A 24,071-nucleotide genomic window follows, 5' to 3' on the forward strand; every position below is an offset into this window, starting at 1 on the left:
CCACCCCCACCGGAAGGAAACCCATGCGATCGACCCGCAGGAAGGCCGCCGCGGCGGCGGCCGCCGTGCCGGCCGCGTCCGCGCTGGCCGTGCTCGGCACGGCCACCGCCGCGAGCGCGCACGGCACGATGTCCGACCCGCCCAGCCGCGTGTACGTGTGCAACCAGGAGGGTCCGGAGAGCCCGGAGTCGGACGCCTGCAAGGCGGCCGTCGCGGCCGGCGGCACGCAGGCCTTCTACGACTGGAACGAGGTGTCGCTGCTGGACGCGGGCGGACGGCACCGGGAGATCATCCCGGACGGGCAGCTGTGCAGTGCCGGGCGGGCCAAGTACCGGGGCCTGGACCTCCGGCGCGCGGACTGGCCCGCCAAGCCGATGAGGGCGGGCCGGCAGACCATCACCTACCGCGCGTCCGCGCCGCACGGGGACAGCAACTTCGATTTCCTCATCACCCGCGAGGGCTGGGACCCGACGCAGCCGCTGCGGTGGGGCGACCTCGTCCCGCTGGCCGGTTTCACGCACCAGAACCCGTCCGAGTACACCGACTGGACGCTGGAGATCCCGCCGCGGACGGGCCGCCACGTCCTGTACTCGATCTGGCAGCGGGTGCTGGGCAGCCAGGAGGCGTTCTACACCTGCTCCGACGTCGACTTCGGAGGGACCGGCGACCCGACGCCGACCCCCACCCCGACTCCCACGCCCACCGAGACCCCGCCCCCCACACCGGCCCCCGCACCGACCGGGACGCCGGGCGGAACGTGGAAGGCGGGGACGTCCTATGCCGCGGGCGACCGGGTGACCTATGGCGGCGCGACCTACGCGTGCCGCCAGGCGCACACGGCGATCGCCGGATGGGAGCCCCCGGCCACGGCCGCGCTCTGGCAGCCGGCCTGACGGGCCGGCCACGATGAGGCGCGGCCTGACGACGTCCGGCTCGCTGGCACTGGTAGCCGCGTGCGTCGTCCTGCTCGCGGTCCAGTGCGGGGCCGGCGGCGGTCCGCCGTCGCCGGTCCCCGTGCGGGCGCGCGGCGGGACCGGGTTCAACTCCACCGACGTCATGTTCCTGCAGATGATGGTCCCGCATCAGGGCCAGGGCGTGAGGCTCGCCCGGATCGCCCGCGGGCGTCCCGTCCGTCCCGAGGTCGCGACGCTGGCCGCGGCGATCGAGACGACGCAACTCGCCGAGATCAGGGACATGGCGGGAAGGCTGCGGGCCTGGCACCGGCCGCCGACGGCGGACCCGCACTCCCACGAGCACGACCTGCACGGCGGAATGCCCGCGACCACCGACGCCGAGCTGAAGGCGCTGGCGAGGACGCCGCCGGACCGGTTCGAGCGCGCGTTCCTCGACCTGCTGATCGCCCACCAGGACGACGCCGTCCAGCTGGCGCGGCTGGAGACCGGCGGGGGCGAGGACGCGTGGACGAGGCGGCTCGCGCGGCGCGTCGACGGCTCCCGCTCGGCCGAGATCGGCCAGATGCTGACGCTCCTCGGTTCCCCGACCCCGAAGAACCACCCCCAGAAGTAGGTGTTCGGCATGCGCAGATCAACCGGAATCCTTCTGACCTTCGTGGTCGTGGCGGCGCTGGCCGTCGCGCCCGCGCGGGCGGCCGACAGGCTGACGGCGGCCTTCAGCCTGTCCGGCACGACCGGCAAGTACGTGGTCGGCAACCCCGGGTCCGCCGACGTCAGCGGCTGGAAGCTCGTGTTCGGGCTGCCCGCCGGGGTGACGGCGAGCAACCCGCAGAACGCCGCGCTGGCGCAGAACGGCACGAAGGTGACGCTCACCCCGGCGTTCTACATCAACACGGTCAAGGCGGGCGGGAGCACCGAGCCCTACAGCCCGACGTTCACGCTCAGCTCCGCCGCCCAGCCGACGAGCTGCACGCTGAACGGCGCGAACTGCGACGGGACGGGTGAGCCCCCGCCCGCGCCCGCGGGCGTCACCGCGGAGTACACGGTCAGCGGGTCCCAGGCCAAGGTCGTCGTCGCGAACCACACCGGCGCGCCGATCAGCAACTGGTCCGTCGTCTTCGACCTCCCGGCCGGCGTGACCGCGAGCAACGCCGGCAACGGGACGGTCGGCCAGAGCGGCACCACGGTCACCCTCACCCCCGTCCACTACAACTCCACGATCGGAGCCGGGCGGACGACCGAGCCCTACAGCCCGACGTTCACCGTCAGCACGTCCGGCGCCGAGCCGACGAGCTGCCGCGTCAACGACGTCAACTGCGACGGGACCCCCGACGTGCCGCCGAGCGCGCCCGGCGGCCTGAAGTCCACGGTCAAGACCACCAAGACCGTCTCGCTGGCCTGGGACGCGGCGAAGCCCGGGAGCCTGCCGGTCACCGCGTACGAGGTCTACACCGGGTCGACGCTCGCGAGCACCGTCCCCGAGACGAACGCCACGGTCACCGGCCTCACCCCGAACACCGAGTACACGTTCACGGTGAAGGCCCGCGACCGGAAGGGGAACCTGTCCCCCGCCGGGGGGCCCATCACCGTCAGGACCAACGACCCGGCCGCCGACACGCAGGCGCCGACCGTCCCGTCCGGGCTGCACAGCACCGGCAAGGACTCCTCCGGCGTGAAGCTCGCGTGGACGGCCTCGACCGACAACACCGGCGTCGCGAACTACGACGTGCTGGTGGACGGGAAGGTCGCCACGACCGTGGCCGGCACGAGCGCCACGGTCGCGGGCCTGTCGCCGTCCACCGAGTACGCGTTCGCCGTCCGGGCGCGCGACCTGTACGACAACATGTCGGCGGCGAGCGCGGCGGTGAAGGTGAAGACCGACGACGTGGTCGCAGACGGCTACGCGCGCGTCGGCTACTTCGTCCAGTGGGGCATCTACGGCCGCCAGTACTTCGTGAAGAACCTGGACACCACCGGCAACGCCGCCCGCCTCACCCACATCAACTACGCGTTCGCGAACGTCGACCCGGTCAACCTGACATGCCTGCAGGGCGTGACGAAGGGCACCACGTCCGACCCGCAGGACCCGGGCCAGGGCGACGGAGCGGGCGACGCCGAGGCCGACTACGGGCGCCCGTTCAGCGCCGCGCAGTCGGTGGACGGCGTGGCCGACACGGGCTGGGAGAAGCTGCGCGGCAACTACAACCAGCTGAAGAAGCTCAAGGCCAAGTACCCGAAGCTGAAGGTGCTGATCTCGATCGGCGGCTGGACGTACTCCAAGTACTTCTCCGACGTCGCTAAGACCGACGCGTCCCGCAAGAAGTTCGCCGCGTCCTGCATCGACACCTACATCAAGGGCAACCTGCCCGACTACAACGGCGCGGGCGGGCCGGGCACGGCCGCCGGGATCTTCGACGGCATCGACCTCGACTGGGAGTGGCCGGGCGCCGAGGGCCACGCCGGCAACCACGTCGGCCCGGACGACAAGCACAACAACACGCTGCTCATCGCCGAGTTCCGCCGCCAGCTCGACGAGCTGACCAGGTCGACCGGCAAGCGGTACCTGCTGTCGGCGTTCACCCCCGCCGACCCGGCGAAGATCGACGCAGGCTGGGAACTGGCGGAGGTCGCCAAGTCCATGGACATCTTCAACGTCCAGGGCTACGACTTCCACGGCGCCGGCAGCGACAACTCCTGGGAGCCCAACAGGACGGGCCACCAGGGCAACCTCTACACCGACCCCGACGACCCGTACTCGTTCCACTTCAGCGTCGAGAACGCGGTCAAGCCGTACCTGGACGCCGGGGTCGACCCGCGCAAGCTGACGCTCGGCCTCGCCTACTACGGCCGCGGCTGGCAGAACGTGACCGACGGCGGCAAGAGCGGCGAATGGCAGGACGCCAAGGGCGCGGCGCCCGGCCAGTTCCAAGAGGAGGCCGGAACGCGCGGCTACGGCAACCTGATCGCGGGCGTGCCCAACTGCAGGATCGTCCACGACGAGCAGGCGGTGGCGACGTCCTGCTACACCGGCGACAACGGCCAGTGGTGGACCTTCGACGACGCCTGGTCCATCCAGAAGAAGACCGCCTGGCTGCGGAGCAAGAACCTGCTCGGCGCCATGATCTGGGAGATGTCCGGCGATCCGGGCGTCCTGACCAAGGCCCTCGACGACGGCCTGAAATGAACGGGCCCGAGATGACGGCCTGAGCCCGTCCCGTCCCCGATCCCAGGGCCGGCGTCGCTGCCCCGCTCGCGGCGCCGGCCCTGTTCCATGCTCAGATCAGCGGGTCTTCTCCGGCTCGGGCGTGCCGGGAAGCCGGCGGTCCCGCGTGCGTCTGGCGCGGAGACGGGGATCACGCGGGGCCGCCGGTGTCTCCGGCGGGAACCGTTCATCACCTGGGGCTGGGGGCGCAGCCGCTGGAGCCGGCCTCCTCGCCTCCGTGTCCCCGGGTGCACACCCAACCCTAGAACGTTGTTGGCGCTGCGGCAATAGCTTATTGGCGTTCCGCCAATAAGCTGGACGGCAAGGCGCCCTCACCAGCGGTCGAGGTGGAGGATCTCCTCCAGCGGGACCCGTGGGGCCGGGCGGAAGGTGTCGCCGGTGTAGTAGGCGGTCGGGATGAGCGCGCCCTGCCGGACGTCCTCGGGCAGGCCGAGCAGCTCGGCGACCTCCCGCTCGTACGTCAGGTGCAGGGACGTCCACGCGGTGCCGAGCCCGCGGGCACGTGCCGCGAGGGAGTAGTTCCAGACGGCGGGCAGCAGCGAGCCCCACAGACCTGCCTGGTTGCCCTCCGGCAGCCGCCCGCCGGGCACGCGCAGGCACGGGACCACCAGGACCGGGACGTCGCCCATGCGGTCGGCCAGGTGGGCGGCGCTCTCCCCGACGCGGCGCTGCACTTCGGCGCGCTCCGGGTCGTCCTGGTACTGCCCGCCGCCGGCGCCGCCCGCCTGCGCGTAGGCGGCGAACGCGCGCCGGTAGTACTCGCCGATCGCCGCGCGCATCTCGGGGTCGGTGACGACGACCCACTGCCAGCCCTGCCGGTTGCTGCCGCTCGGCGCCTGCACGGCGATCTCCAGGCACTCGCGGACCAGCTCCAGGGGGACGGGACGGTCGAGGTCGAGGCGCTTGCGCACGGTGCGCGTCGTGGTCAGCAGCTCGTCCGGGCTCAGCGGCAGCGTGGTCGTGCCCTCGTCAGTCGTCATGCCCACCATCGTCCCCAGACGCCCCCGGGCTACCCGCTGCGGGGGCGGACCACGTAAGCCGGTAGGAGCGACCACCCTCCGTGTCGAGGATCAGGGGGAGCGTTCGGTGAGCTCGCCGGCAACTGCTCTTGGCAGATGCTCGGCCCGGCCGTTCACCTGGCCGGCAGGATCGTGCCGGTCCGCTTGAGGGTGCGCATCACCGGGCCGCTCTCCAGCGTCTGGATGGCGTCCAGAGCGCTCACCTGTTCGGTCAGGTACCGGTAGAGGTGGGCGTTGTCCCGGCAGATCACCTCGGCCATGAGGTTGGTCGTGCCGGTGGTGACGCCGACGAAGGAGACCTCAGGGTGGGTGGCCAGCGTTTCGGCGACCGCCACCAGTCCCGAGGGGCGTACCGACATCCAGAGCCGCGCCTGTGCCCGGTATCCCAGGGCGGGCGGGTCGAACTCGAGCTGGATCAGCAGCGCCCCCGAGCGGCGCAGGTGATCCAGCCGACGCCGGACCGTCGACTCCGACCAGCCGGTCGTGGTGGCCAGGTCGGCAAGGCTGGTCCGGCCGTCGGCCGCCAGCGTCTCCAGCAGGGCGTGATCGTTGGCATCGACGGCGGCCCGGCGTTCGGGGGCCGCGGTGTACCGGAGCCGCGCTGCTCGTTCTTCCTCCAGAGCGGCCAGCCCCGCCCAGCCGCTGGGGAGGGCGAAACCCCGCAGGAGCGAGTGGGCGCTCATCGCCAACACCTTGCTCGTCCGGGGCAATTTTTCCAGGAGCGACGCCTCGCCGTCCTCCAAGCGGGCCTGAGTGAAACAGGAGATCTCGGTTCCTCCCGAGAGCAGGTGGACGTAGAAGGTGTCAGGTCGGCGGGCCAATGCGGCGCCCAGCGCATTCGAGGCGTCCGGGGTCGTCCGCAGCCGGATGGTCCACGAGGTGTAACCGAGCCGCGCCCCGTCAACGCCGCCCACCACACGGATCGCCCCACTCGACCGCAGCTTCCGGTAGCGCCGGGCGACCGTCTGCTCGGACGCCCCCAGCACCTCGGCGATCCGGCTGAACGGGGCTCTGCCTTCCAGCTGAAGAGCATGCACCAATCCACGATCAATGGAATCCACCGCTCAAAGCTACTGCGATGGAGGAGTCCGCCGGATTCCAGCCGCGAACTGGCGCCGCGATGCCCACCGACAGGAGGCTCGACCCGCCGCGACAGCGATCGAAGGAGCCAGCAACGATGATCCTCGTGACCGGGGCAACCGGAAACGTCGGGTATCAGGTCCTCGCCCAGCTTCTGGAGCGCGGGATCCGGGCACGGGCGGTGACACGCGATCCCGAGTCGGCGCGCCTTCCCGAGGCCACCGAGGTGGTGCGCGGAGACCTCGCCGATCCGGAGGGCCTGCGGACGTGCCTGGACGGTGTGGACGCGGTCTTCCTCATGTGGCCGTTCCATGACGCTCGGCCCATGGCGGCGCTCCTGGAGGTGATCAAGCGGCACGCCCAGCGTGTGGTGCTGCTGTCTTCGGGCGCGGTGCAGGACGGGCTCGCCCCTGACCGGCACACCGATCCCGTGGGCCGTTCGCACGCCGAGGTCGAGCGCCTCTTGCGGCGGTCCGGCCTGGCCTGGACCGTCCTGCGACCGAGCACGTTCGCCGCCAACGCGCTGTGGTGGGCCGACCAGATCCGCGCCGGCGACACGGTCGCCGGGCCGTTCGGCGCGGTACGGATGGCGATGCTGCACGAGGCCGACATCGCCTCCGTCGCGGTGGCCGCGCTGACCGAGGACGATCACGTCCAGAAGTGCTACCAGCTGACCGGCCCCGAACTGCTGACCCAGGCCGAGCAGGTCCACGTCATCGGCCGGGCCCTCGGCCGGCCGTTGCGATGGCAGGAACTGTCCCGCGAACAGGCGAGGCGGCGGCTACTGGACGACGAGTCCTTCCCCGACTCCTTCGTGGACGTCCTGCTCGACGGCTACGCCAAGATGCTCGACGCTCCAGCACCGACCCTCACCAGCACCGTGGAGACGGTGACGGGCACTCCGGCGCGCACCTTCCACCGGTGGGTGCTCGACCACGCCGGACAGTTCTCCCGGCAGTAGACCCGAGCCGGCGACGCAGAACCGTGATCACGCACGCCGCGCCGGGGATCGGCGCTCCGGCGCGGTGTCGGTGTGGTCACCCGGGTGGCGCGATCACTCGGGGACGAGTCGGTCGGTGTCGATGACCGGGTTGAGGAAGACGTCCTTCGCCTCCTGCGGAGTGAGGCCGGTGCGGCCGGTGAGGTCGTTGCGCGCGTCGGTGAACCGGAAGCGGTAGCCGCCCGGCGGCAGGTGGCCGATCTCCCACCAGTTGCCGTCGAGGTCCTTGAGGTAGAACGAGTAGACGCCGTGCTGGCGGACGGGTCTGTTGAGCTCCTTGACCCCGTACTCCTCGCCGACCTCCGCCATCGCGCGGTACGCCTCGTCCACTTCCTCGTCGCTGCCCACGTCGATTCCGTTGTGGTAGAGCAGCGGCATGTCGGGGCGGTCGGGCCTGGACTCCACGCACACGTACGTGTGGTCGCCGCCGAGCCTGGCGTAGAGGACCGCCGTCATCGGCTGGACGACCTCCAGACCGAGCACCTCCTCGTAGAAGCGCCGGGTGGCCGCCACATCAGTGATCTTGAGTGTGCCGTGCGAAAGGAAACGCGACCTGATCGCGGCCTCCTTGGTCGAGCGATGCGTGATCCCCGGCATTGCCCCTCCAATCCGCCGCCTTCCGAGCGGCGAGCGAGAAATGTTTCTCATCCATTTCACGGCAGAAATGCGATTAACGGAAGACCTGCGTTCGATGGTGGAGATGGGGCGAGAGCTACTAGTCTGTCGGAATGATTCCCGCTTTGGGTGTTTCCCCCGCATCGTCCAGGCTTGGGTGGCTCGATGCGCTGCGGGGGGCCGCGGCCCTGGCGGTGGCACTGCACCACGCGAGCTACGTGTACCTGCCCGACCTCCGGGTGCGAATCGCCGACTGGTTCGATCCCGGCCTGTTCGGCGTGCTGGTGTTCTTCCTGGTCAGCGGCTACATCGTGCCCGCCTCGCTGGAACGGCGCGGCAACGTGCGCGGGTTCTGGGTCGGCCGGTTCTTCCGCATCTACCCGCTGCTGGCGGTGACCTGCTTCCTCGGCGTCCTGCCGTTCCTGCTGGGCGTGCTCGGACTCCGGGCGGGGTTGGAGCAGTACTCCCCCGCGACCGCCGTCCTGGCGCACATGACGATGCTGCAGGACGTCCTGAACGTGCCGAACGCGATGAACGTGCTGTGGACGCTGTCCTACGAGATGGCCTTCTACCTGCTGGTCGTCGCACTGTTCGTCGTCGGCGGGCACCGCCGCTCGGCGCCGGCCGCCGTCGTCCTCACGGTGGTCGCGCTGGTGGCGGTCGCGCTGACGGCGTGCGGGCTGCTGACGGGCGCGTACGCCCCCGCCGCGCTGCTGTCGCGCACCGCGGGGACGGGCCCGGTGGTCGCGGTGACGGTGGCCGCCCTGGCGGTGGCGGTCCCGGCGGCGTCGTCCCGGCGTCCCGCGCCGCGCGTCGCGGGCGGGCTGCTCGGCGGGCTGCTCGCCCTCGTGCTGGTCGCGGTCAACGGCCGCCTCGGCGCCTGGGAGGGCCTGCTCATGCTGGCGGCCATGTTCATGGGCACCGCCGTGCACCGCGCCGAGCACGGCCAGATCTCGCGGCGCGCGGCCGGTGCGACGGGCGCGGCGGTCCTGACCGGAGCGCTCGCCGCCGGGACGTGGAACGCGGCCCCCTACGGGCGCAACGCCCAGCTCGTGTGGTGCGGCGCGGTCCTGGCGGCGGCCGCGGCGTTCGCGGCCGGGTGGCGGCTCCGGCACCGGCGCTTTCCCGCCTGGACGACCGGTCTCGGCACCATCAGCTTCTCGGTCTACCTGCTGCATCCGCTGCTGCTCATGGCGGCCGCGCAATTCCTCGGCGTTTCCGGGCGCGAGGACGCGGTCGGCATCGTCTTCTTCCTTCTCGTTCTGATCGCGGCGAGCTGGGCCTCGCAGCGCTGGATCGAGGCGCCGGCGCAACGGCTGGGAAAGCGCCTGGCCCGCCCGTCCGCGCCGGACACGCGGCTGGAACAGCACGCCCTCGCCTCCTGACCAGCGTGGTCGATCGGTCGGAAGCGCTTAATCGAGTGCAGTGATTTATGGCGCTCTGTCACCATGGCCCGGTGAACATCTGGCTTGAGGCATTGGTCGTCCGGCACACGCATCGCATTCCCGCGCCGTCCGGTCCGTCCGGAGAGGGAGCGGCGGTGGCGCGGCAGTTCGACGCCGCGTTGATGTCGGCCGGCTTCAAGCTGTCCGGGGACGTCCTGCGTGCCCTGTCGGGGCTGTCGGCGCAGACCGTCCGGAGCGTCGCGGTGCGCACGCTCGCGAACGTCCGCGAGATGGCGGGCGACCACGTCCAGCACAACACCTACTTCCGCGACTTCCCCGACGGCGTGCCCGACACCCTGGACTTCTGGCTCGGGCTCCTCCACGAGACGCTGCGGGACGCGAAGCTCGCGCCGGCGGCCCGCGAGGCGCAGCGAGGCGGCGTCCTCGACCTGCTCACGCTCAAGGGCTACGGCCGCTACCAGCACACCTACGAGGAGATGCTGGCGGCGCAGGACGAACTGGTCGCCGCCGCGGGCGACCGGGTGACCGTCCTGCACCTCGGGCGCGCTCTCGCCGAGGAGGCCGCGGAGCTGTACCTGCGGCTCGCGGAGAGCACCACGCCGCTGGGCGAGGAGGACCTGGAGACGCTCGGGAAGCTGGCCGCGCACCACGCCTCGGGACCGCACCCCGCGCGGATCCCCGTCCGGGAGAACCGCGCCGTCGTCAACCGGGTCCGACTGGCGCTGGGCGCCGACCTGCTCGTCGACACGGTCACCGACGTGCTGCGCCTGGCGTGCGCGCTGTCGGACGGCGACGTCACCCTCCAGGAGCCCACGCGGTTCGTGTCGATGCCGCGTCCCACGCGCCGGGCGCTGCTCGCCGCGCTCGACGGCGTGGTCCGCGACGACCCCGGCAGGCTCGGCGACGTCGCCGCCCGGCGCGAGCCGTGGAAGCGGCTCGGCGAGCGGCTCCACCCGTACGAGTACCCGAAGTGGCCTGGGGCGGCGGACGTGTTCGCGGTCGCGCGCGGCGAGAAGAAGGCGCCGTCGTTCGCGTCGCGTTTCGAGGCGCGGCTGGCCTGCGGCGACGTCGCGGGCGCGGCGCGCGTGGGGGCCGGCGCGCCCGGGATGCTGTTCCGGTCCCTGGACCGGCTGCTGCGCCTCGCGCCGGACTCCCAGGATGCGGTGCTGGCCACGGCCGAGTCCGTGGCCGGCCGGGTCTCGGGCCGGGTGCTGCTGTCGGTGCGGGAGCACCTGCTCAACCGCGCCGCCGAGACCGGACGGACACGGCTGTTCGCCAACCGGCTCGGACGCGGCGTCACCCTGCCCGACACCCGCCCGCCCCTGGACCCGGACGCGGCGGAGCGGCTCTCGGCGCTGCTGGACGAGGAGATCCGCGGCCGCCTCCCGTCCGTCGGCCGGCTGGTCGTCGATCCCGACGTGCTCGACGTCGCGCTGCCGCTCAGCGGGAAGGCCGCCGGGAAGGGGCTCGGCGTCCTGCCGCGCGGCTCGGTGACGCCCGTCGACGGCGGGCTGCTGCGGTTCTTCGTCTACTGGCGGCAGCGCGAGCGCAGGACGGACTTCGACCTCTCCGTGCTCATGCTCGGCGAGGACTACGGCGACCCCGAATGGATCTCCTACACCAATCTCAAGTCCGTGGCGGGAGAGCATTCCGGCGACATCACCGACGCCCCCGAAGGCGCCTCGGAGTTCATCAACCTGACCCTGGCCAAGGTCGAGGCCCGGTTCATCGTCCCGCAGGTGGACATCTTTTCCGGGGAAGGATTCGATCAGGTCGAGGAGTCGTTCTTCGGGTTCATGCTGCGCGACGGGGAGCAGAAGGGGCGCCCCTTCGAGGCGCGGACCGTCCGGATGAAGTCGGAGCTGCGGGGGCCGGGCCGGGTCGCACTGCCGATGGTGTTCCTGCGCGGGGACGACGGCCGGTGGCGCGCCAAGTGGCTGCACCTGCACCTGCAGGGCGCGCCGGAGTTCAACCGGGTGGAGGACAACCGCGTGACGACGGCGGAGCTGCTGCGCGGCATCGTGGAGCGCCGCCACCTCACGGTCCGCCACCTGGTGGACCTGCTCGACGCCGGGGAGACCACCCGCTGGGACGGCACGGCGCCCGGCGAACCGGTCACGTTCATCGGCCTGGAACGCCCGGACGGCCTGCACGAGGGCTCCACGGTGTACACGCCGGAAAATCTGAGTGACCTGGTCCCGGCCTGACTGATAAAGTCGGCATACGAGGCCATGAAAGGGCTTCCTTCTCATCTCTCAAATGGCACCAGCCCTTTCGCTTTCCTCGCTTTGACAGAGACGGGCGCACCTTCCGGTGCGCCCGTTCTGTTTCGGTCGGCTGGTCGGCCCCGGGGCCCTGCGTCACGCGATCGCCTCCCCCTCCTCGGACTGGGACGCCCGGTGGGGCCGCGGCAGGAACGGGACGATGGCCGTGCCGGCGGTGGTGATGACGGCCGCGACGAGGAAGGCGGCCGAGTAGCCGTCCGCCAGGTCCGGCCCGGCGTGCGCCGCGGCGGTGCCGAGGATGGTGAGGCCGATCGCGCCGCCGATCGTGCGGGAGGTGTTGACGACGCCCGCGACCGCGCCCGCCTCGGAGGAGTCCGCGCCGCTGGTCGACGCCTCCACCAGCGGGGTCATCAGGAGGCCGAAGCCGAGGGCCATGGTCGCGCCCGGACCGAGGAGCGCGGTGACGAACGTTCCGTCGGCGTCCAGCACGAGGCTCTGCCAGGCGAACCCGGCCGCGGCCATCACCCCGCCGATGCCGGCGAGGCTCCGGGCGCCCATCCGGGCCATCAGGGGCGGCGCGAGCCGCGAGCCGATGATGATCCCCGCCGTGTGCGGCAGGAACGACAGGCCGGTCCGGACCGCGCTGTAGTGCAGGACGTTCTGCATGTAGAGCGACAGGAAGTACCAGAGCGCGAAGCCCGCCATCGTCCCGACGAGGGTCGCGAGGTTGCCGACCGCGACGCTGCGCAGCCGGAACAGCCGCAACTTCACGAGCGGCTCGGCGGTGCGCGCCTCGACGGCGACGAACGCGGCGAGCAGGACGACGCCGGCGGCGAGCGGGATCACGCCCCTCCAGCCGTGGTCCCCCGTCTCGCCGATGCCGAACGCGAGCAGGCCCACGCCCGCGGTGACGAGGACGGCGCCGGGCAGGTCGAGGCGTCGGCGCCCGGCCGCGTCGGCCTCGCCGCCCAGCCAGCGGGCCGCGATGACGGCGACGACCGCGCCGACCGGGACGTTGATCAGCAGCACCCAGCGCCAGCTCAGGTAGTCGGTCAGCAGTCCGCCGACGAGGCCGCCGGTCGCGCCGCCCGCGGTGCCGACGGCCGTCCACATGGCGATCGCCTTCGTCCGCGCCGGGCCCTCGGGGAACGTCCCGGTGATGAGCGACAACGTGACGGGCGCGAGGATGGCCGCGCCGAGGCCCTGGAACGCGCGGGCGCCGATCAGCATGGCGCCGTCCTGCGCGAACCCGCCGGCGAGGCTGGCGACGGTGAACAGCCCGAGGCCGGTGATGAAGACGCGCTTGCGGCCGAACAGGTCGGCGGCGCGCCCGCCGAGGAGGAGGAACCCGGCGAAGGTCAGCGAGTAGGCGTTGACGACCCACTGCAGGCCGGTCGCGCCGAGGCCGAGGCCCTCGCGGATGTGCGGCAGGGCGACGTTGACGACGGAGATGTCGAGGACGACGAGGAACTGGCCGATCGACGCGGCGAGCAGCGCGGCCCAGCCCGGAGTCGTCGCCCTGGCCGGCCGGGCCGTCGCCTGCGCGGTGAGTTCTGCGGTCATGCGTCCATGCTGGTCGCCGGGGCGGCCGGCCGCGTCGGTCTGCGGTCCCGATCGGCGAGGTCCGATCGGCCTAGGACCAGGTGAGGCGCGGCGGCGCGTGCGGACGGACGCCCAGACCTGGCGCGGGACGCCTCGGGTATGAGATGAATCTCCTCGACGCAAGCGGGTACCGGATGCTTGCGCAACGAGTGCGTCACAAGGTGTTAACCCGGATGAGTCGGAAACAAAGGGACGCACGGAGGTGACCATCCGGAGGGTTGATGCAAGAGTCCGCACGCGACGAGGACATGGACAGGCTCACCGGCGACGCCCGGACCGTCCGGCAGGTGTTCGAGGCGATCCCGGCCGCGGTCGCCGGGGTCGAGAGCCCCGGCGAGTACCGCCTGGTCGCGGTGAACGCCGCCTACCGCGCGCTGGTGGAGCGGGACGAGGTGCTCGGCCGCTCCGCTTCCGAACTGTTCCCCGAGTTCGCCGCCAAGCAGCTGATCGACCTGCTCGACCGCCCGTTCCGCACGGGAGAGACGGTGACGGCGCGCGAGTGGCGGATCCAGCTTCCCCGCGAGACCGGGCCCGATGAGGACGTCTACATCGACTGCACGGTCATCCCGCAGAAGTCCGCGAGCGGCGAGGTCGTCCGGCTCGTGGCGTTCGCCCAGGACGTCACCGAGCGGGTGCGGGAGCGGCAGGCGGCGCGCCGGGCCGCCGAGGACGGCCCGGCCGAGCCCGGGGACATCGTCGGGGTCCTGCAGCGGCAGCTTCTGCCCGCGGGCCTGCCGATCCTGCCGGGCCTGCAGATCGGCGGGAGCTACCTGCCCGCAGGCGGTGGTTCCGCCGCGGGCGGCGACTGGTTCGACGCCGTCCCCCTCCCGGACGGCCGGACGGCCCTCGTGGTCGGGGACGTGGCCGGACACGGCGTCGAGGCGTCGGCGGCGATGGGACGGATCCGCGCCGTCCTGGAGGACCGGCTCGACCACACCGGCGACATCGCCGAGGCGCTCGCCGCCGCCGACCGGCTGGCGGAACGGCTCCCCGCCGCACGGGCGGCGACCCTGTGCGTCGCCGCCGTGGACCCGGCGGACGGGCGGCTCACGTACTGCACGGCCGGGCATCCGCCGCCGCTGCTGATCCCGTCCGCGGGCCCCGCCCGCTACCTGCGCTCGTCCGGCGGGGGGCCGCTCGGCACCGGGACCCGCTTCCCGCTCGCCGTGGATCACCTCGCCGTCGGCGACCAGCTCCTGCTGTACAGCGACGGCATCCTGCGGCGGCCCGGCCTGGAGGTCGCGGCCGGAACCGTCGAGCTGGCGGAGGTCGCCGCGGACGTCGCCGCCGGCCGGGCGCTGCGCGAGGACTGGCTCGCCGCCGTCGACCGCCTCACCACGCAGACGCTGGAACTGCTGGTCAGGACGTCCGGGCACGACGACGACATCGCGCTGCTGGCCGCGCAGCGGACCGCACCGCACGCGCCGCTGCTGCTGGACCTGCCGGCCGAGTCGGAGGCGATCCCCGCCGCCCGCAAGGCCCTCGACGAATGGCTGTACGACCTCGGCTCCCGCGCCGAGGACGTGATCCTCCTGCGGCACGCGATCGGGGAGCTCGTCACCAACGCGGTGGAGCACGCCTACGACGGCACGCCCGGCGCCGTCCGGATCCGGGCCGAGTGCACCGGGCGCGGCGTCGTCGAGATCGAGGTCGCCGACGACGGCCACTGGCGCGAGCCCTGGCAGCCCACCGAGGACCGCGGCCGCGGCCTGGCCATGGCGAGCGACTTCGCCGACGACCTGCACGTCGAGACGGGCCCGCGCGGGACGACCGCGACCGTCCGGCACCGGCTGACCCGTCCCGCGCGGCTGCTCAGCCCCGGCGAGGTCACGCCGTCACCGGCCCCGTCGGACCTGCCGAACCTGCTGCTGATCCTGGACCAGCCCTCGGACGGGCGCCCGCGGATCCGCCTGGACGGCCCGGTCGACGCCGCCACCGCCGAGCAGCTGCGCGAGGAGCTCGTGGTCCGCACCCGCGGCGGCACCACGCCCCTCACCGTCGACCTGACCGGCGTCACCCACCTGTCCAGCGCCGGCGTCGCCGTCCTCTACGAGGCCGAGACCCGCACCGACTCCCCGGGCCGCCCGTTCCTCCTCTACGCCCCGCCGGGCAGCCCCGCACAGCACGTCATGGCCGTGGTCGCCCTCCCCCACACGACGAACGAACCCGGCTAGGCGACCACGTTCACCGTCAGGGGCCCGATCCGGTACGTCCCCGGCCGCGGCCGGACGGCCTCGGCGACGGCGCGGCTCACCCCGTCCGGCAGCGTGATCTCCAGGGCCTCGCCGTTGCGGGTGTGGCGGAACTCCCGCCCCGGGAGCAGCACGACGGGCTCTCCGGGACCGCGCAGGATCAGCGGGTTCCCGTGCGGCACCCGGGCCGGCAGCACCTTGGTGAACTGCGAGACGTGCTGGACGCCGATCTCCAGCGTGACACCGTCCGAGGTGTCGGCGGCCAGCCGCTGGAAGAACAGGAACCCGGTCCCGGCCCCCTCCCGCGCCGAGCCCTCGCGGACCGTCCACGCGACATCGGGCAGGTCCGCCAGCGACATCCGGCCGAGGTCGGTGACCAGCAGCGGCAGGTGCGGGGCCATCGCCTCGACGAGTCCGTCCACATGCCACGACTGCGCCGCGTGCAGCTCGTCGGTGGTGAGGCCGACGAACTGCAGGAACGCGATCTCCCCCAGCTCCGTCCGCGCCCGCCCGAGCTCCGGGTCCAGCACCAGCCCCCCGGCCCGGATGTCCGAGTCCGGGCGCTCGGGGTCGAGCGGGTCGGGGAACTCGATGTAGTGCCCCACCTCGAAGTCGTTGCCGCTCTTCACCACGTACGACGCCAGGTGCTCCAGGTGCGCCAGCGCCCAGTTCGGCGCGGCCGTCTCCTCCGGCCGCCGCGGCACCCGCAGCGTGAACTCGTACCCGCGCTCCTCGTACGGCGCCGTCAGCGCGTACCCGACGAGATGCCAGTGCGGCACGGGCTCGTCCCGCGGATAGATCGCGATCGTGTTGGTGACGAACCGGCCCATCGGCATCGGACCCGCCGGCCGGTACGGCACGGGCGCGTCCCACTCCAGCCGCTCCGCGTCCCCGTATTGCGCCTTGAGCACCCCGTCGATCGCGTTCCACCCGTCCAGATTGAGCATCCCGTTCCCTCCGTCGACCCAGCGTCCCCCGTACCGACGCACCCAACGCGATCAAGGTTCACGTCGGCCGCCCGCGCTCCCACGCCGGCGAGGTGGCGGTCGGCGGGAAAGGCGGCCTGGCAGGTGGATACCTGGCGGACGCGGCGTTGACCGGGTCGCTGGTTCCGGCCTGGAAAAGGAACTCGCCGTCAGCCGGGCGAGGCTCCCCGGTGCTCGGGTGCCGGCGTCGTCCGCTGGGGGCGCAGGCCGTCCAGGATGAGTCGGGCGATGTGGGCCGCGCGGTCGGGGCTGGTCTCCGCGGCGGCGTGGCGGATGGCGGCGAAGGCGCCGGCGACCAGGGCCATCACGTCGTCGGCGGTGACGTCGTCGCGCACTGTTCCGGCTGCGTGCGCGCGGTCGAGCAGGTCCGCGACATGGCGGGTGAGGTTCGCCGCGACGTCCGGGGCGGTGGTGCGCAGGTCGAACTCGGCCGCCGCGAGCGCGCTCTTGACGGCCACGTTCTCGGCGCCGGTGGCCATCATCCGGGCCAGCAGCGTGAAGACCGCCTCGGGGTCGCCGCCGGCGGCGAGCGCCTCCGCCTCCGCTATGAGTCCTTCCAGCATGTCGGTCGCGACGGCGAGGTACAGATCCTCCTTGGCCGGGAAGTGCCGGTGGACGGTGCCGGGGCCGACGCCGGCGCGGCGGGCGATCTCGTCGAGCGAGACGCCCAGACCTTCCGCGGCGAACAGTCGCCGAGCGGTCCGCAGGACCCGCTCGCGATTGCGGCGCGCGTCGGCCCGGAGCTCCCGGTCGCGCCGGGGAGCCGTCGAGGGCTCGGGATCAGGTGACCGGCTGGACATGGCGATCCAAGTGTAACCGGGGCGTCGCACCGGATAGTCTGTCCCTAACCGGGGCGGCGCACCGGTTAGGCCGGCGCCGCTCATCATGACCGGCCACGAGGAGACGCGCGGATGACCGCACGCGAGGACGCAGGCGCCCTGGTTCGGCAGATGCAGGAATGCTTCAACACCAGACGATTCGACGAAGCCGCCGCTCTGCACACGCCCGACTTCTTCAGCCACCCCCTCGGCGCCGGCTTCGAGGCCGGCCAGGCGGCCTGGCGCGTGCTCGTCGCCCGGTTCCCGGACATGCGGGTCGTCGCCCGGGACGTCCTGGTCGACGGCGACAGGGCCGCCGTCCGCTCGACCGTCGAGGGACTCGCCCTCCCGGACGACGCCGCACCGCCCGAACTGTTCGAGATCTTCCGCATCGAGGACGGCCGGTTCGCCGAGATGTGGGGCGCCAGCACGGGCTTCCCGACCTCGGCAAGCCCCGAGGACCTGCTCACCTAGCCGTGCGGGAGGGGCCGGGCTCCACCCGGAGGCCGAAGCCGACCGCCGGGCCCGCCAGGGGCGAAAGCACCGGCCCCTCCACGTTCACACGCGTCGCGAGACCTTCCGCGGCCGCGATCTTCTGGTCGATCGCCGTACCCGGATGATCCACCCGGGCCGGTGCTGATCAGTGGGACGTGGGAGCCACGTACTTGTAGCAGGTGAGCCATGTGGTGTCGATGGTCACCGACGCCCCGGCCGCCGCGTAGGCGCCGGCGAGCGCGCTCTCGTTCTGAAGGACCCAGTCGGCCGCCTCGGGGAAGTCGGCGTTGACGGTCTTGACCAGCTTGCCGTCCAGGTAGAACCGCAGCGAGCCCGGCACGATCTCCGTCGAGTAGGTGTGCCACGAGGTCCATGCGGTGCCGGGCGCCACGTCGGCGTTGGACTCCTTGAAGCCGTGCGTGAAGACGCTCACGGGGTCGGTGGAGAAGTTCCCGCCCGCCTCCGGGTAGTCCACCTCGTTCGGCGTGTAGCGCAGGTGGGCCATCTTGAAGCCGGGGGTGCGGGTGCGGACGATGAACCGTTCGGTGAACTTCCCGTACCGCAGGTTCATGCACTTCCGGGGAACCACGGCGGCCACGGAGTTGACGGAACCGTCGGAGGTCATGTGGACCCGCATCTGGCCGTCCCCGTTGGACGCCGTGTACACGCTCACGGCCTTCTCCGGCCGGTAGTACCCGCCGAACGTCCGGCCGCCGTTCCCGTCGGCCCCGCTCGTCGCGGTGTCCGGCCAGCCCGAGGGGTACGCGCCCAGCGTGTCGTAGTAGTGGGAGTAGCCGGTCTTCAGCCCGGCGCAGCGGAAGTCACCGTCGCCGGCGCACGTCTTGAACGCGCCCACGGGCACGTCGCCGCCGTTGAAGTTCTCCGCGTAGAGCTGGACGAAGGGACCGCAGTCGCCGGAGGGGGTGTTGTTGTTCGTCACCGCACAGGCGTCCTGCGAGGGGAATGTGTCGTCCGCCGAGGAACTCTCCGCAGCCAGTGGCACACATACGAAAGCCGCCGCCAGTACGGCGACGGCCTTTCGCGCCTTCAGAGTGGGGGTCATCCGGCACACTATAGAGGCCCGATGATCACTTGTCCGCTTACTCGGCAGAAAGACGAGCAGTATCAGGACCGTGCCGGGGAAGTCGGAGAAGAAACAGCAAACCCACGGGCCTGATGCCGACTCAGAACCTTTTCCGGGCGGCCCCGGCCGCACATATCCCCCGTTCACAGCGTGCCCTTCGAAACCGCCACGCGTGCGCTGGTCGAGCAGGACGCGGCCGCCGGGGCTCCTGCGGGGACGTGGTCTTCCCGGTACTGTCCGGCACACCGGAGGCGACCGCACGAGAGGAACCGCCGACCATGGCCGACCACTCCCGCCTGTTCGACTACGACGCGGAACTGCGTCCGCACAACGAGATCTTCCGCGCCGCCGCCCGCGTCGGCCCCCGCGACCGCGTGCTCGACATCGGCTGCGGCGCCGGCCAGACCACGCGCGAGGCCGCCCGCGCCGCCGTCGAGGGAACCGCGGTGGGCGTCGACCGATCCGCACAGATGCTCGAACGGGCCCGCCGGCTGAGTCGCGACCAGGGGCTGTCCAACGTGACCTACGAGCAGGCCGACGCCCAGGTCCACCGCTTCCCGCCGGCGCGTTTCGACGTCTGCATCAGCAGGTTCGGCACGATGTTCTTCGCCGACCCGGTCGCCGCGTTCACCAACATCGGGCTCGCTCTGCGCCCCGCGGCGCGCCTGGTGCTGCTGGTCTGGCAGGGACGCGACCGCAACGCATGGGACTCCGTGATCAGCCAGCCCCGGGATCCCGGTTCGGACTCCCCCGCCCCCGGCCCAGGCCCTTTCTCGCTCGCTGACCCGGCCTTCACCGAAGAGGTCCTGACAGCGGCGGGCTTCACGGACGCCGGCTTCACCGAGGTCGACGAACCCGTCTACTACGGCCCGGACAGCGCCGCCGCGTTCGACAACGTGACCCGCCTCTGGGACGAGAACCGGCTCGCCGGTCTCGACGCGGCGACGGTCGAGCGGGCACGCACGCGACTACGCGCCGCTCTCGACGCCCACAGCACCGACAGCGGTGTGTACTTCGACTCGCGTGCCTGGATTGTCGAAGCCCGCCGTCACTCCTGACGATCCGGCCGCGCAGAAGGGCGGAGCGCCTACCCGAGAAGCTCCCTGCGGGAAGGCGCCGTTCACCCCTTCGGGCACTGGAAACCCCGCCACTGAGCGAGGACGTCCTGCATGACGGCGTCCTCGCCGGCGGCCTCCGCACCCGTCCGCGAGTGCTCCACCATTTCGAGGCACTCGGCCGCGAACACGGACCTCATCTCCTGCGCGAGCGCGATGGCGGTGCGACGGTTCGTCCCCGGTGCGGCTCGGCGCCGGACCGCGTCCTGCGGTCATCGACGCGGGCGAACCACCTGACAGCGGCTCTGGGGAGGCGGACGGCACAACCGATCGTTTGCCAGGAGGGCCGCATTCGGCACGGTAGGACCCGAGGGCTGTGGTGAATCCACGAACGCCCGACAAACAACCCCGGTGCACGTGTCAGACACGCGCACCACGACCAAAAAGGAAACCGACATGAACAGGCTTCAGCTGATCACGCCGGACGGCCTCCGGCGGATCTCAACGAAAGCGCGTCGGCTGATCTCGATCACCGTGGGCGTCCTCATCGCCGCGGTCGTCGGAGGCGTCGTCGGAGGCCTGGACTACCTCGCCTTCATCGCCGACCTCCACCACCGCCACGAGATCGACGCCTTCGCGTTCCACTACCTCGACTACCTCCTGGCCAAGGTCATCACCGGAGCGATCTTGGGCGCGCTCATCGGCGTCATCGGCGTCCTCCTCGGCGCCTCCAAGAAGTTCGGCGCGCGGAAGACGGACGTCCGCATCGCCCTCGGCATCGTCATCGTCGGGGGCGCCACCTGCGTCGCGTTCGTCGTCCTGGCCGCCTTCGGCATCGCCGTCCACGGCCCGGTCGGCCCTCAGGGCTTCACCTCGCCCGGCGACTTCCTCATCGGCCCTTGCAGCTTCGCTGCGGGGCTCATCGTCGGCGCCGTCCGCAGCGGTGACTGACTCACCCGCGGGACCTGGCACCACCAGGTCCTGCTCCCCGGGGGCCTGGCACCGCCAGGCCCCCGTTCTCGTCCCTGCTCCCCGCCCCCGACCGAACGCTCGGAGACGCCGCCGGTCAGCGGGCCGGGTCCTGCTCGATCTGCTCGATGAAGTACGGCTTCATAGCGGGGAAGTAGGCGTCGAAGTCCGGCTCGGGTGAGCCGTCGCGCGCGGCCACGAGCATGTCCAGGTAGTACTCCCAGCCTGGACCGATCTCGCCGCTGGAGACGCTTCGTCGTTCACACCGACGACCATCACACGCCGGGCCCTCGACCGCGATTTGCACTCCCGGACCGTGGGCGGAGGCGGAGCACTCCTTTACGCCGCGGACCAGGACTGGGCCGATGCCCACGGCCAGACGCGTCTTGAGCGAAGAGGTCCTTGGATGCGGCGTCCTCGCTTTTCAGAGCCACGTGGTGCCGAGCCAGATGAGGGCCGCGGCGGTGGCCAGGAGCACGACGTTGAGCCAGATCAGCCGGGCCTCGCCGCGGGACACGTGGACCGCGATGCCGCCGACCTGGATCAGGACGAGGCCGATCGCTGCGCCGATCGCGACCCATGAGGCGATCCCGGACAGCGGCGGCAGGATGAGACCGACCGCACCCAGGACTTCCAGGACTCCGATCAGACGGACGAGCGGCATCGGAACGGTGTCGACCCACCCCATCATCGGCCGCAGCCGATCCTGGCTCTGCGCGACCTTCTTGCCTCCGGCGTAGAGGTAGAAGGCGGCGAGGAGGGCTGCGACGATCCAGTAGGAAATCTCCACGAGGGACACCCCGGAAAGTAGTGACGTAGCGCTGGCCACGATGGTTACCAGTCGTATGAAGCCTCATGATGCGTCACTATTGAAGGACTTACAAAAGGCACATACGTGTGCGTTGCCCACAGGGGGCCGTCATGTCGGAGTACGCGGACACCTGCATGATCCGGGGGGACGCGGGGCGAACGATCCGCGCCATCCTCGACCGCATCTGCAACAAGTGGACGCTGCTGGTCGTCGCCACCCTCGACCAAGGAAAACTGCGCTTCACCGACCTCCATCGGCAGATCCCGGGCATCTCGCAGCGCATGCTGACCCTGACGCTCCGCAACCTCGAACGCGACGGCCTGGTCTCCCGGACGGTGCACGCGGAAGTCCCGCCCCGGGTCGAGTACGCACTCACCCCCACCGGGAAGAGCCTGCTTCCTCCCGCACTGGCCCTCGCCAGTTGGGCCATCGAACACGTCCCGCACATCGAGTCCAGCCGCGAGGCGTACCAGACCCGAAACCAGTGACCCGGCGCTCCGCCTCCACTCCGCAACACCGCCGCTCGAACCAGACGATCAGGTCGTGACCTCCACTACGCCGGAGCCCTGGACCAGGTGACGAGGCCAGTCAGGGAGGCCGCCTCGTCATGGTGCGATGCGCTGGAGCACTGAGGAGGTAGCGCGGTAGATCGATTGCCGGGACGCCTGTGCACGGCACAGTAGAACCCAAGGACTGTGGTCAAGCCACGGAACGCTCCACAAACAACCCGGTTGCCCGTGCAAGGCACGCGCACCCCGACCCAAAAAGGGGAACCACCATGAACCAGCTTCGGCTGAACGCGTCGAAGAGGCTCCGGCTGATCTCGACGAGCACGCGCCGGCTGATCTCGACGAACAGGCGTCGGCTGATCTCGATCGCTGTGGGCGCCCTCCTCGGCGCCGTCGTCGGAGGCATCATCGAGGGCCTGGACTACGCCGTCTTCCTCGCCGACCTCCACCACCGCTACGGGATCGACCCGTTCGAGTTCGGTGACCTCGGCTATCTCGTCGCCAAGGCCATCGTCGGCGCCGTCGTCGGGGCCATCTGCGGCTTCATCGGCGGCATCATGGGCGCCTTCGTCGGCTTCGCCAGGAGCCCGCGGAAGATCGCCATCCGCACCGCCGGTGGCGTCGTCATCGGCGGGGTCGCGGCCTGCGTCGCATGCGTCGCCCTGGCCGCCTTCGGCATCGCCGTCGTCGGCATCCCTGGTCCCCTCGGTGCCATCACCGTCGGCGACCTCCTCATCGGCATCTGCAGCTACGCCGCAGGTGTCGTCGTCGGCGCCGTCCGCGCCGGCAACTGACCCACTCGCGGGGCCTGGCACCCACCAGGCCTTGCTCCCCGGGGGGCCTGGCACTGCCAGGTCCCCCGTTCCGTCTCTTTCACCGCCCCCGACCAAACGTTCAGGGGTGACTCCGGTCAGCGCACCGGGGCCTGCGGCGATCGGCACCGGGCGATGAGGCGGCCCGCACCGGGGCCCATGTCAGGTTCGGGCGGCCAGGTCGATGAAGTACGGCTTCATGGCGGGGAAGTAGGCGTCGAAGTCCGGCTCGGGTGAGCCGTCGCGCGCGGCCACGAGCATGTCCAGGTAGTACTCCCAGCCTGGACCGATCTCGCCGAGTTGCTCCTCGGTGTCGAGGTGCTGCACAAACTGCAGCCGGGTCGAACCGTCGGCCTCGGACAGCAGCAACTCGATGCGCCAGGCGCCGAACTCGTCCGTCGCCGACAGGGCCAGCCGCCACGGGGGTTCGCAGGCGTCGATGTGCATGTCGCACCATGGCGCCTGGTCTTCGAACGCCATCTGCACCTTGATCGTCCGGCCCGGCGCTGCGTCGCCCCTCCACGAGCCGAACCAGCGAGCCGTGCGCTCGGGCTCGGTGACGCTGGCCCAGACGTCCTCGGCGGACGCCCGGAACGTCCGGGTCAGGACGAGATCACTTCCGGTGGCGGTACGAACCAGCTTGCCGGTGGGTCGAGGGTTCATGCGGTGTTCTCCTTCGCCTCGTCGGAGGTGCTGTGGGGACGGCGTTCGCGGCGGGTCCGATGGACCTCCGTCTCCAGCGCGTCGAAGCGGTGCTCCCAGCCGAGTGGCTGGACGAACTGCGCGAGCCACACGGCGAGCTGGGTCAGCTGCCCCGGGTCGATCTCATAGAGGCGTTCCCTGCCGACGAGTTCGTCGCGTACCAGCCCGCTCTGTCGGAGCACCCGCAGGTGGCGGCTCACGGCCGGCCTGCTGATCTCGAAGCGTCCGGCGATCTGCCCTGCCGTGAGCCGACCGCCGTGCAGCATGACCAGGATCTCCCGGCGCACCGGGTCCGCGATCGCCCTCACCACGTCGTCCACACCAGAAGCGTAACCCATAGGTTACGCTTCCGTCGACGGCGGGCCGCCTGCACCCTCCAGGCACAGCCGCCGGATCGTTGCCGACGTCTAACGGATCTCCCCCTTCGCGTGGCGGGCGAGTCATTTCCGGAGGTGCCCTGCAGATTATCGAGGTGACCGGATTCGGTATCCGATCTGCAGTGATAACCCTGAGGAAGGACGGCACGGCGCTGAAGTTCGCACTCTTCCCGATGG

The 24,071-nt window shown here is 71.5% G+C and carries 23 protein-coding genes; 12 read left to right on the plus strand and 11 right to left on the minus strand.

The window, feature by feature from the left end; all coding sequences use genetic code 11:
• The first annotated feature begins 23 nt into the window (after positions 1-23).
• From BJ999_RS33265 to BJ999_RS33275, 3 genes are read left to right on the plus strand one after another with little or no spacing between them, the layout of a single operon-like run.
• Positions 24-893: a lytic polysaccharide monooxygenase gene (locus tag BJ999_RS33265; protein WP_179836923.1), complete on the plus strand. Its 870-nt coding sequence runs from the start codon at positions 24-26 to the stop codon at positions 891-893.
• 13 nt (positions 894-906) lie between these two features.
• A complete protein-coding gene (locus BJ999_RS33270; RefSeq protein ID WP_179836924.1) occupies positions 907-1,527 on the plus strand; it encodes a DUF305 domain-containing protein in 621 nt (206 codons plus the stop codon).
• Between the two features lie 9 nt (positions 1,528-1,536).
• Entirely contained in the window at positions 1,537-4,098 is a 2,562-nt protein-coding gene (locus BJ999_RS33275) for a glycosyl hydrolase family 18 protein (RefSeq protein ID WP_179836925.1), read from the plus strand.
• A gap of 350 nt (positions 4,099-4,448) precedes the next feature.
• Here BJ999_RS33275 and BJ999_RS33280 read toward each other — a convergent pair whose 3' ends face one another.
• Together BJ999_RS33280 and BJ999_RS43805 are read right to left on the minus strand one after the other, a co-directional pair.
• Positions 4,449-5,117 (minus strand): nitroreductase family protein, encoded by a 669-nt coding sequence (locus tag BJ999_RS33280; protein ID WP_179836926.1) that lies wholly within the window; start codon positions 5,115-5,117, stop codon positions 4,449-4,451.
• A 152-nt stretch (positions 5,118-5,269) separates the two neighbouring features.
• A complete protein-coding gene (locus BJ999_RS43805; RefSeq protein WP_179836927.1) occupies positions 5,270-6,217 on the minus strand; it encodes an Lrp/AsnC family transcriptional regulator in 948 nt (315 codons plus the stop codon).
• 116 nt (positions 6,218-6,333) lie between these two features.
• On the opposite strand from BJ999_RS43805, the gene BJ999_RS33290 reads away from it, so the two are divergent.
• Positions 6,334-7,197 carry an NAD(P)H-binding protein gene (locus BJ999_RS33290; RefSeq protein ID WP_179836928.1) on the plus strand — a complete coding sequence of 288 codons (864 nt, stop codon included), beginning with the start codon at positions 6,334-6,336 and terminating at the stop codon, positions 7,195-7,197.
• Positions 7,198-7,290: 93 nt separating this feature from the next.
• On the opposite strand, the gene BJ999_RS33295 is transcribed toward BJ999_RS33290, so the two are convergent.
• The gene (locus tag BJ999_RS33295; protein WP_179836929.1) at positions 7,291-7,833 is read right to left on the minus strand and encodes a VOC family protein; all 543 of its coding nucleotides are present in this window, start codon (positions 7,831-7,833) and stop codon (positions 7,291-7,293) included.
• Positions 7,834-7,964: 131 nt separating this feature from the next.
• On the opposite strand from BJ999_RS33295, the gene BJ999_RS33300 reads away from it, so the two are divergent.
• Both BJ999_RS33300 and BJ999_RS33305 read left to right on the plus strand, forming a co-directional pair.
• Positions 7,965-9,236, plus strand: coding sequence for an acyltransferase family protein (locus tag BJ999_RS33300; RefSeq protein WP_218935347.1), 1,272 nt, complete (start codon positions 7,965-7,967; stop codon positions 9,234-9,236).
• A 71-nt stretch (positions 9,237-9,307) separates the two neighbouring features.
• Positions 9,308-11,464 (plus strand): TerD family protein, encoded by a 2,157-nt coding sequence (locus BJ999_RS33305; RefSeq protein ID WP_179836930.1) that lies wholly within the window; start codon positions 9,308-9,310, stop codon positions 11,462-11,464.
• Between the two features lie 153 nt (positions 11,465-11,617).
• Here BJ999_RS33305 and BJ999_RS33310 read toward each other — a convergent pair whose 3' ends face one another.
• Positions 11,618-13,045 carry an MFS transporter gene (locus BJ999_RS33310; protein ID WP_179836931.1) on the minus strand — a complete coding sequence of 476 codons (1,428 nt, stop codon included), beginning with the start codon at positions 13,043-13,045 and terminating at the stop codon, positions 11,618-11,620.
• A gap of 260 nt (positions 13,046-13,305) precedes the next feature.
• On the opposite strand from BJ999_RS33310, the gene BJ999_RS33315 reads away from it, so the two are divergent.
• The gene (locus BJ999_RS33315; protein WP_179836932.1) at positions 13,306-15,258 is read left to right on the plus strand and encodes a SpoIIE family protein phosphatase; all 1,953 of its coding nucleotides are present in this window, start codon (positions 13,306-13,308) and stop codon (positions 15,256-15,258) included.
• Here the strand turns inward: BJ999_RS33315 and BJ999_RS33320 are convergent.
• The gene (locus BJ999_RS33320) at positions 15,255-16,223 is read right to left on the minus strand and encodes a suppressor of fused domain protein (RefSeq protein WP_179836933.1); all 969 of its coding nucleotides are present in this window, start codon (positions 16,221-16,223) and stop codon (positions 15,255-15,257) included. The genes BJ999_RS33315 and BJ999_RS33320 overlap by 4 nt on opposite strands.
• 188 nt (positions 16,224-16,411) lie before the next feature.
• Positions 16,412-17,062 carry a TetR/AcrR family transcriptional regulator gene (locus BJ999_RS33325; RefSeq protein ID WP_179836934.1) on the minus strand — a complete coding sequence of 217 codons (651 nt, stop codon included), beginning with the start codon at positions 17,060-17,062 and terminating at the stop codon, positions 16,412-16,414.
• Positions 17,063-17,173: 111 nt separating this feature from the next.
• Between BJ999_RS33325 and BJ999_RS33330 the strand changes: the two genes are divergently transcribed.
• On the plus strand, positions 17,174-17,554 hold the full coding sequence (locus tag BJ999_RS33330) for an ester cyclase (RefSeq protein ID WP_179836935.1): 381 nt from the start codon (positions 17,174-17,176) through the stop codon (positions 17,552-17,554).
• Positions 17,555-17,720: 166 nt separating this feature from the next.
• On the opposite strand, the gene BJ999_RS33335 is transcribed toward BJ999_RS33330, so the two are convergent.
• Positions 17,721-18,515, minus strand: a complete 795-nt coding sequence (locus tag BJ999_RS33335) for a family 16 glycosylhydrolase (protein ID WP_179836936.1) — start codon at positions 18,513-18,515, stop codon at positions 17,721-17,723.
• 422 nt (positions 18,516-18,937) lie between these two features.
• Between BJ999_RS33335 and BJ999_RS33340 the strand changes: the two genes are divergently transcribed.
• Entirely contained in the window at positions 18,938-19,717 is a 780-nt protein-coding gene (locus BJ999_RS33340; RefSeq protein WP_179836937.1) for a class I SAM-dependent methyltransferase, read from the plus strand.
• 62 nt (positions 19,718-19,779) lie between these two features.
• Here BJ999_RS33340 and BJ999_RS43255 read toward each other — a convergent pair whose 3' ends face one another.
• Positions 19,780-19,914, minus strand: a complete 135-nt coding sequence (locus BJ999_RS43255; RefSeq protein WP_268247845.1) for a hypothetical protein — start codon at positions 19,912-19,914, stop codon at positions 19,780-19,782.
• Positions 19,915-20,170: 256 nt separating this feature from the next.
• Here BJ999_RS43255 and BJ999_RS33345 point away from each other — a divergent pair, with 256 nt between their 5' ends.
• Positions 20,171-20,665, plus strand: coding sequence for a hypothetical protein (locus BJ999_RS33345; protein ID WP_179836938.1), 495 nt, complete (start codon positions 20,171-20,173; stop codon positions 20,663-20,665).
• A gap of 442 nt (positions 20,666-21,107) precedes the next feature.
• On the opposite strand, the gene BJ999_RS33350 is transcribed toward BJ999_RS33345, so the two are convergent.
• Positions 21,108-21,473 (minus strand): DoxX family protein, encoded by a 366-nt coding sequence (locus tag BJ999_RS33350; RefSeq protein WP_179836939.1) that lies wholly within the window; start codon positions 21,471-21,473, stop codon positions 21,108-21,110.
• 131 nt (positions 21,474-21,604) lie between these two features.
• Here BJ999_RS33350 and BJ999_RS33355 point away from each other — a divergent pair, with 131 nt between their 5' ends.
• Both BJ999_RS33355 and BJ999_RS33360 read left to right on the plus strand, forming a co-directional pair.
• On the plus strand, positions 21,605-21,982 hold the full coding sequence (locus BJ999_RS33355) for a winged helix-turn-helix transcriptional regulator (RefSeq protein WP_179836940.1): 378 nt from the start codon (positions 21,605-21,607) through the stop codon (positions 21,980-21,982).
• A 290-nt stretch (positions 21,983-22,272) separates the two neighbouring features.
• Positions 22,273-22,797, plus strand: coding sequence for a hypothetical protein (locus BJ999_RS33360; RefSeq protein WP_179836941.1), 525 nt, complete (start codon positions 22,273-22,275; stop codon positions 22,795-22,797).
• A 180-nt stretch (positions 22,798-22,977) separates the two neighbouring features.
• Here BJ999_RS33360 and BJ999_RS33365 read toward each other — a convergent pair whose 3' ends face one another.
• Together BJ999_RS33365 and BJ999_RS33370 are read right to left on the minus strand one after the other, a co-directional pair.
• Positions 22,978-23,478, minus strand: coding sequence for an SRPBCC family protein (locus BJ999_RS33365; RefSeq protein ID WP_179836942.1), 501 nt, complete (start codon positions 23,476-23,478; stop codon positions 22,978-22,980).
• A complete protein-coding gene (locus BJ999_RS33370) occupies positions 23,475-23,837 on the minus strand; it encodes a metalloregulator ArsR/SmtB family transcription factor (protein WP_229810529.1) in 363 nt (120 codons plus the stop codon). Before BJ999_RS33370 ends, BJ999_RS33365 begins: the two co-directional genes overlap by 4 nt.
• Between the last annotated feature and the right edge of the window lie 234 nt (positions 23,838-24,071).

The organism is Actinomadura citrea, assembly GCF_013409045.1.
GTDB classification, from domain to species: domain Bacteria; phylum Actinomycetota; class Actinomycetes; order Streptosporangiales; family Streptosporangiaceae; genus Spirillospora; species Spirillospora citrea.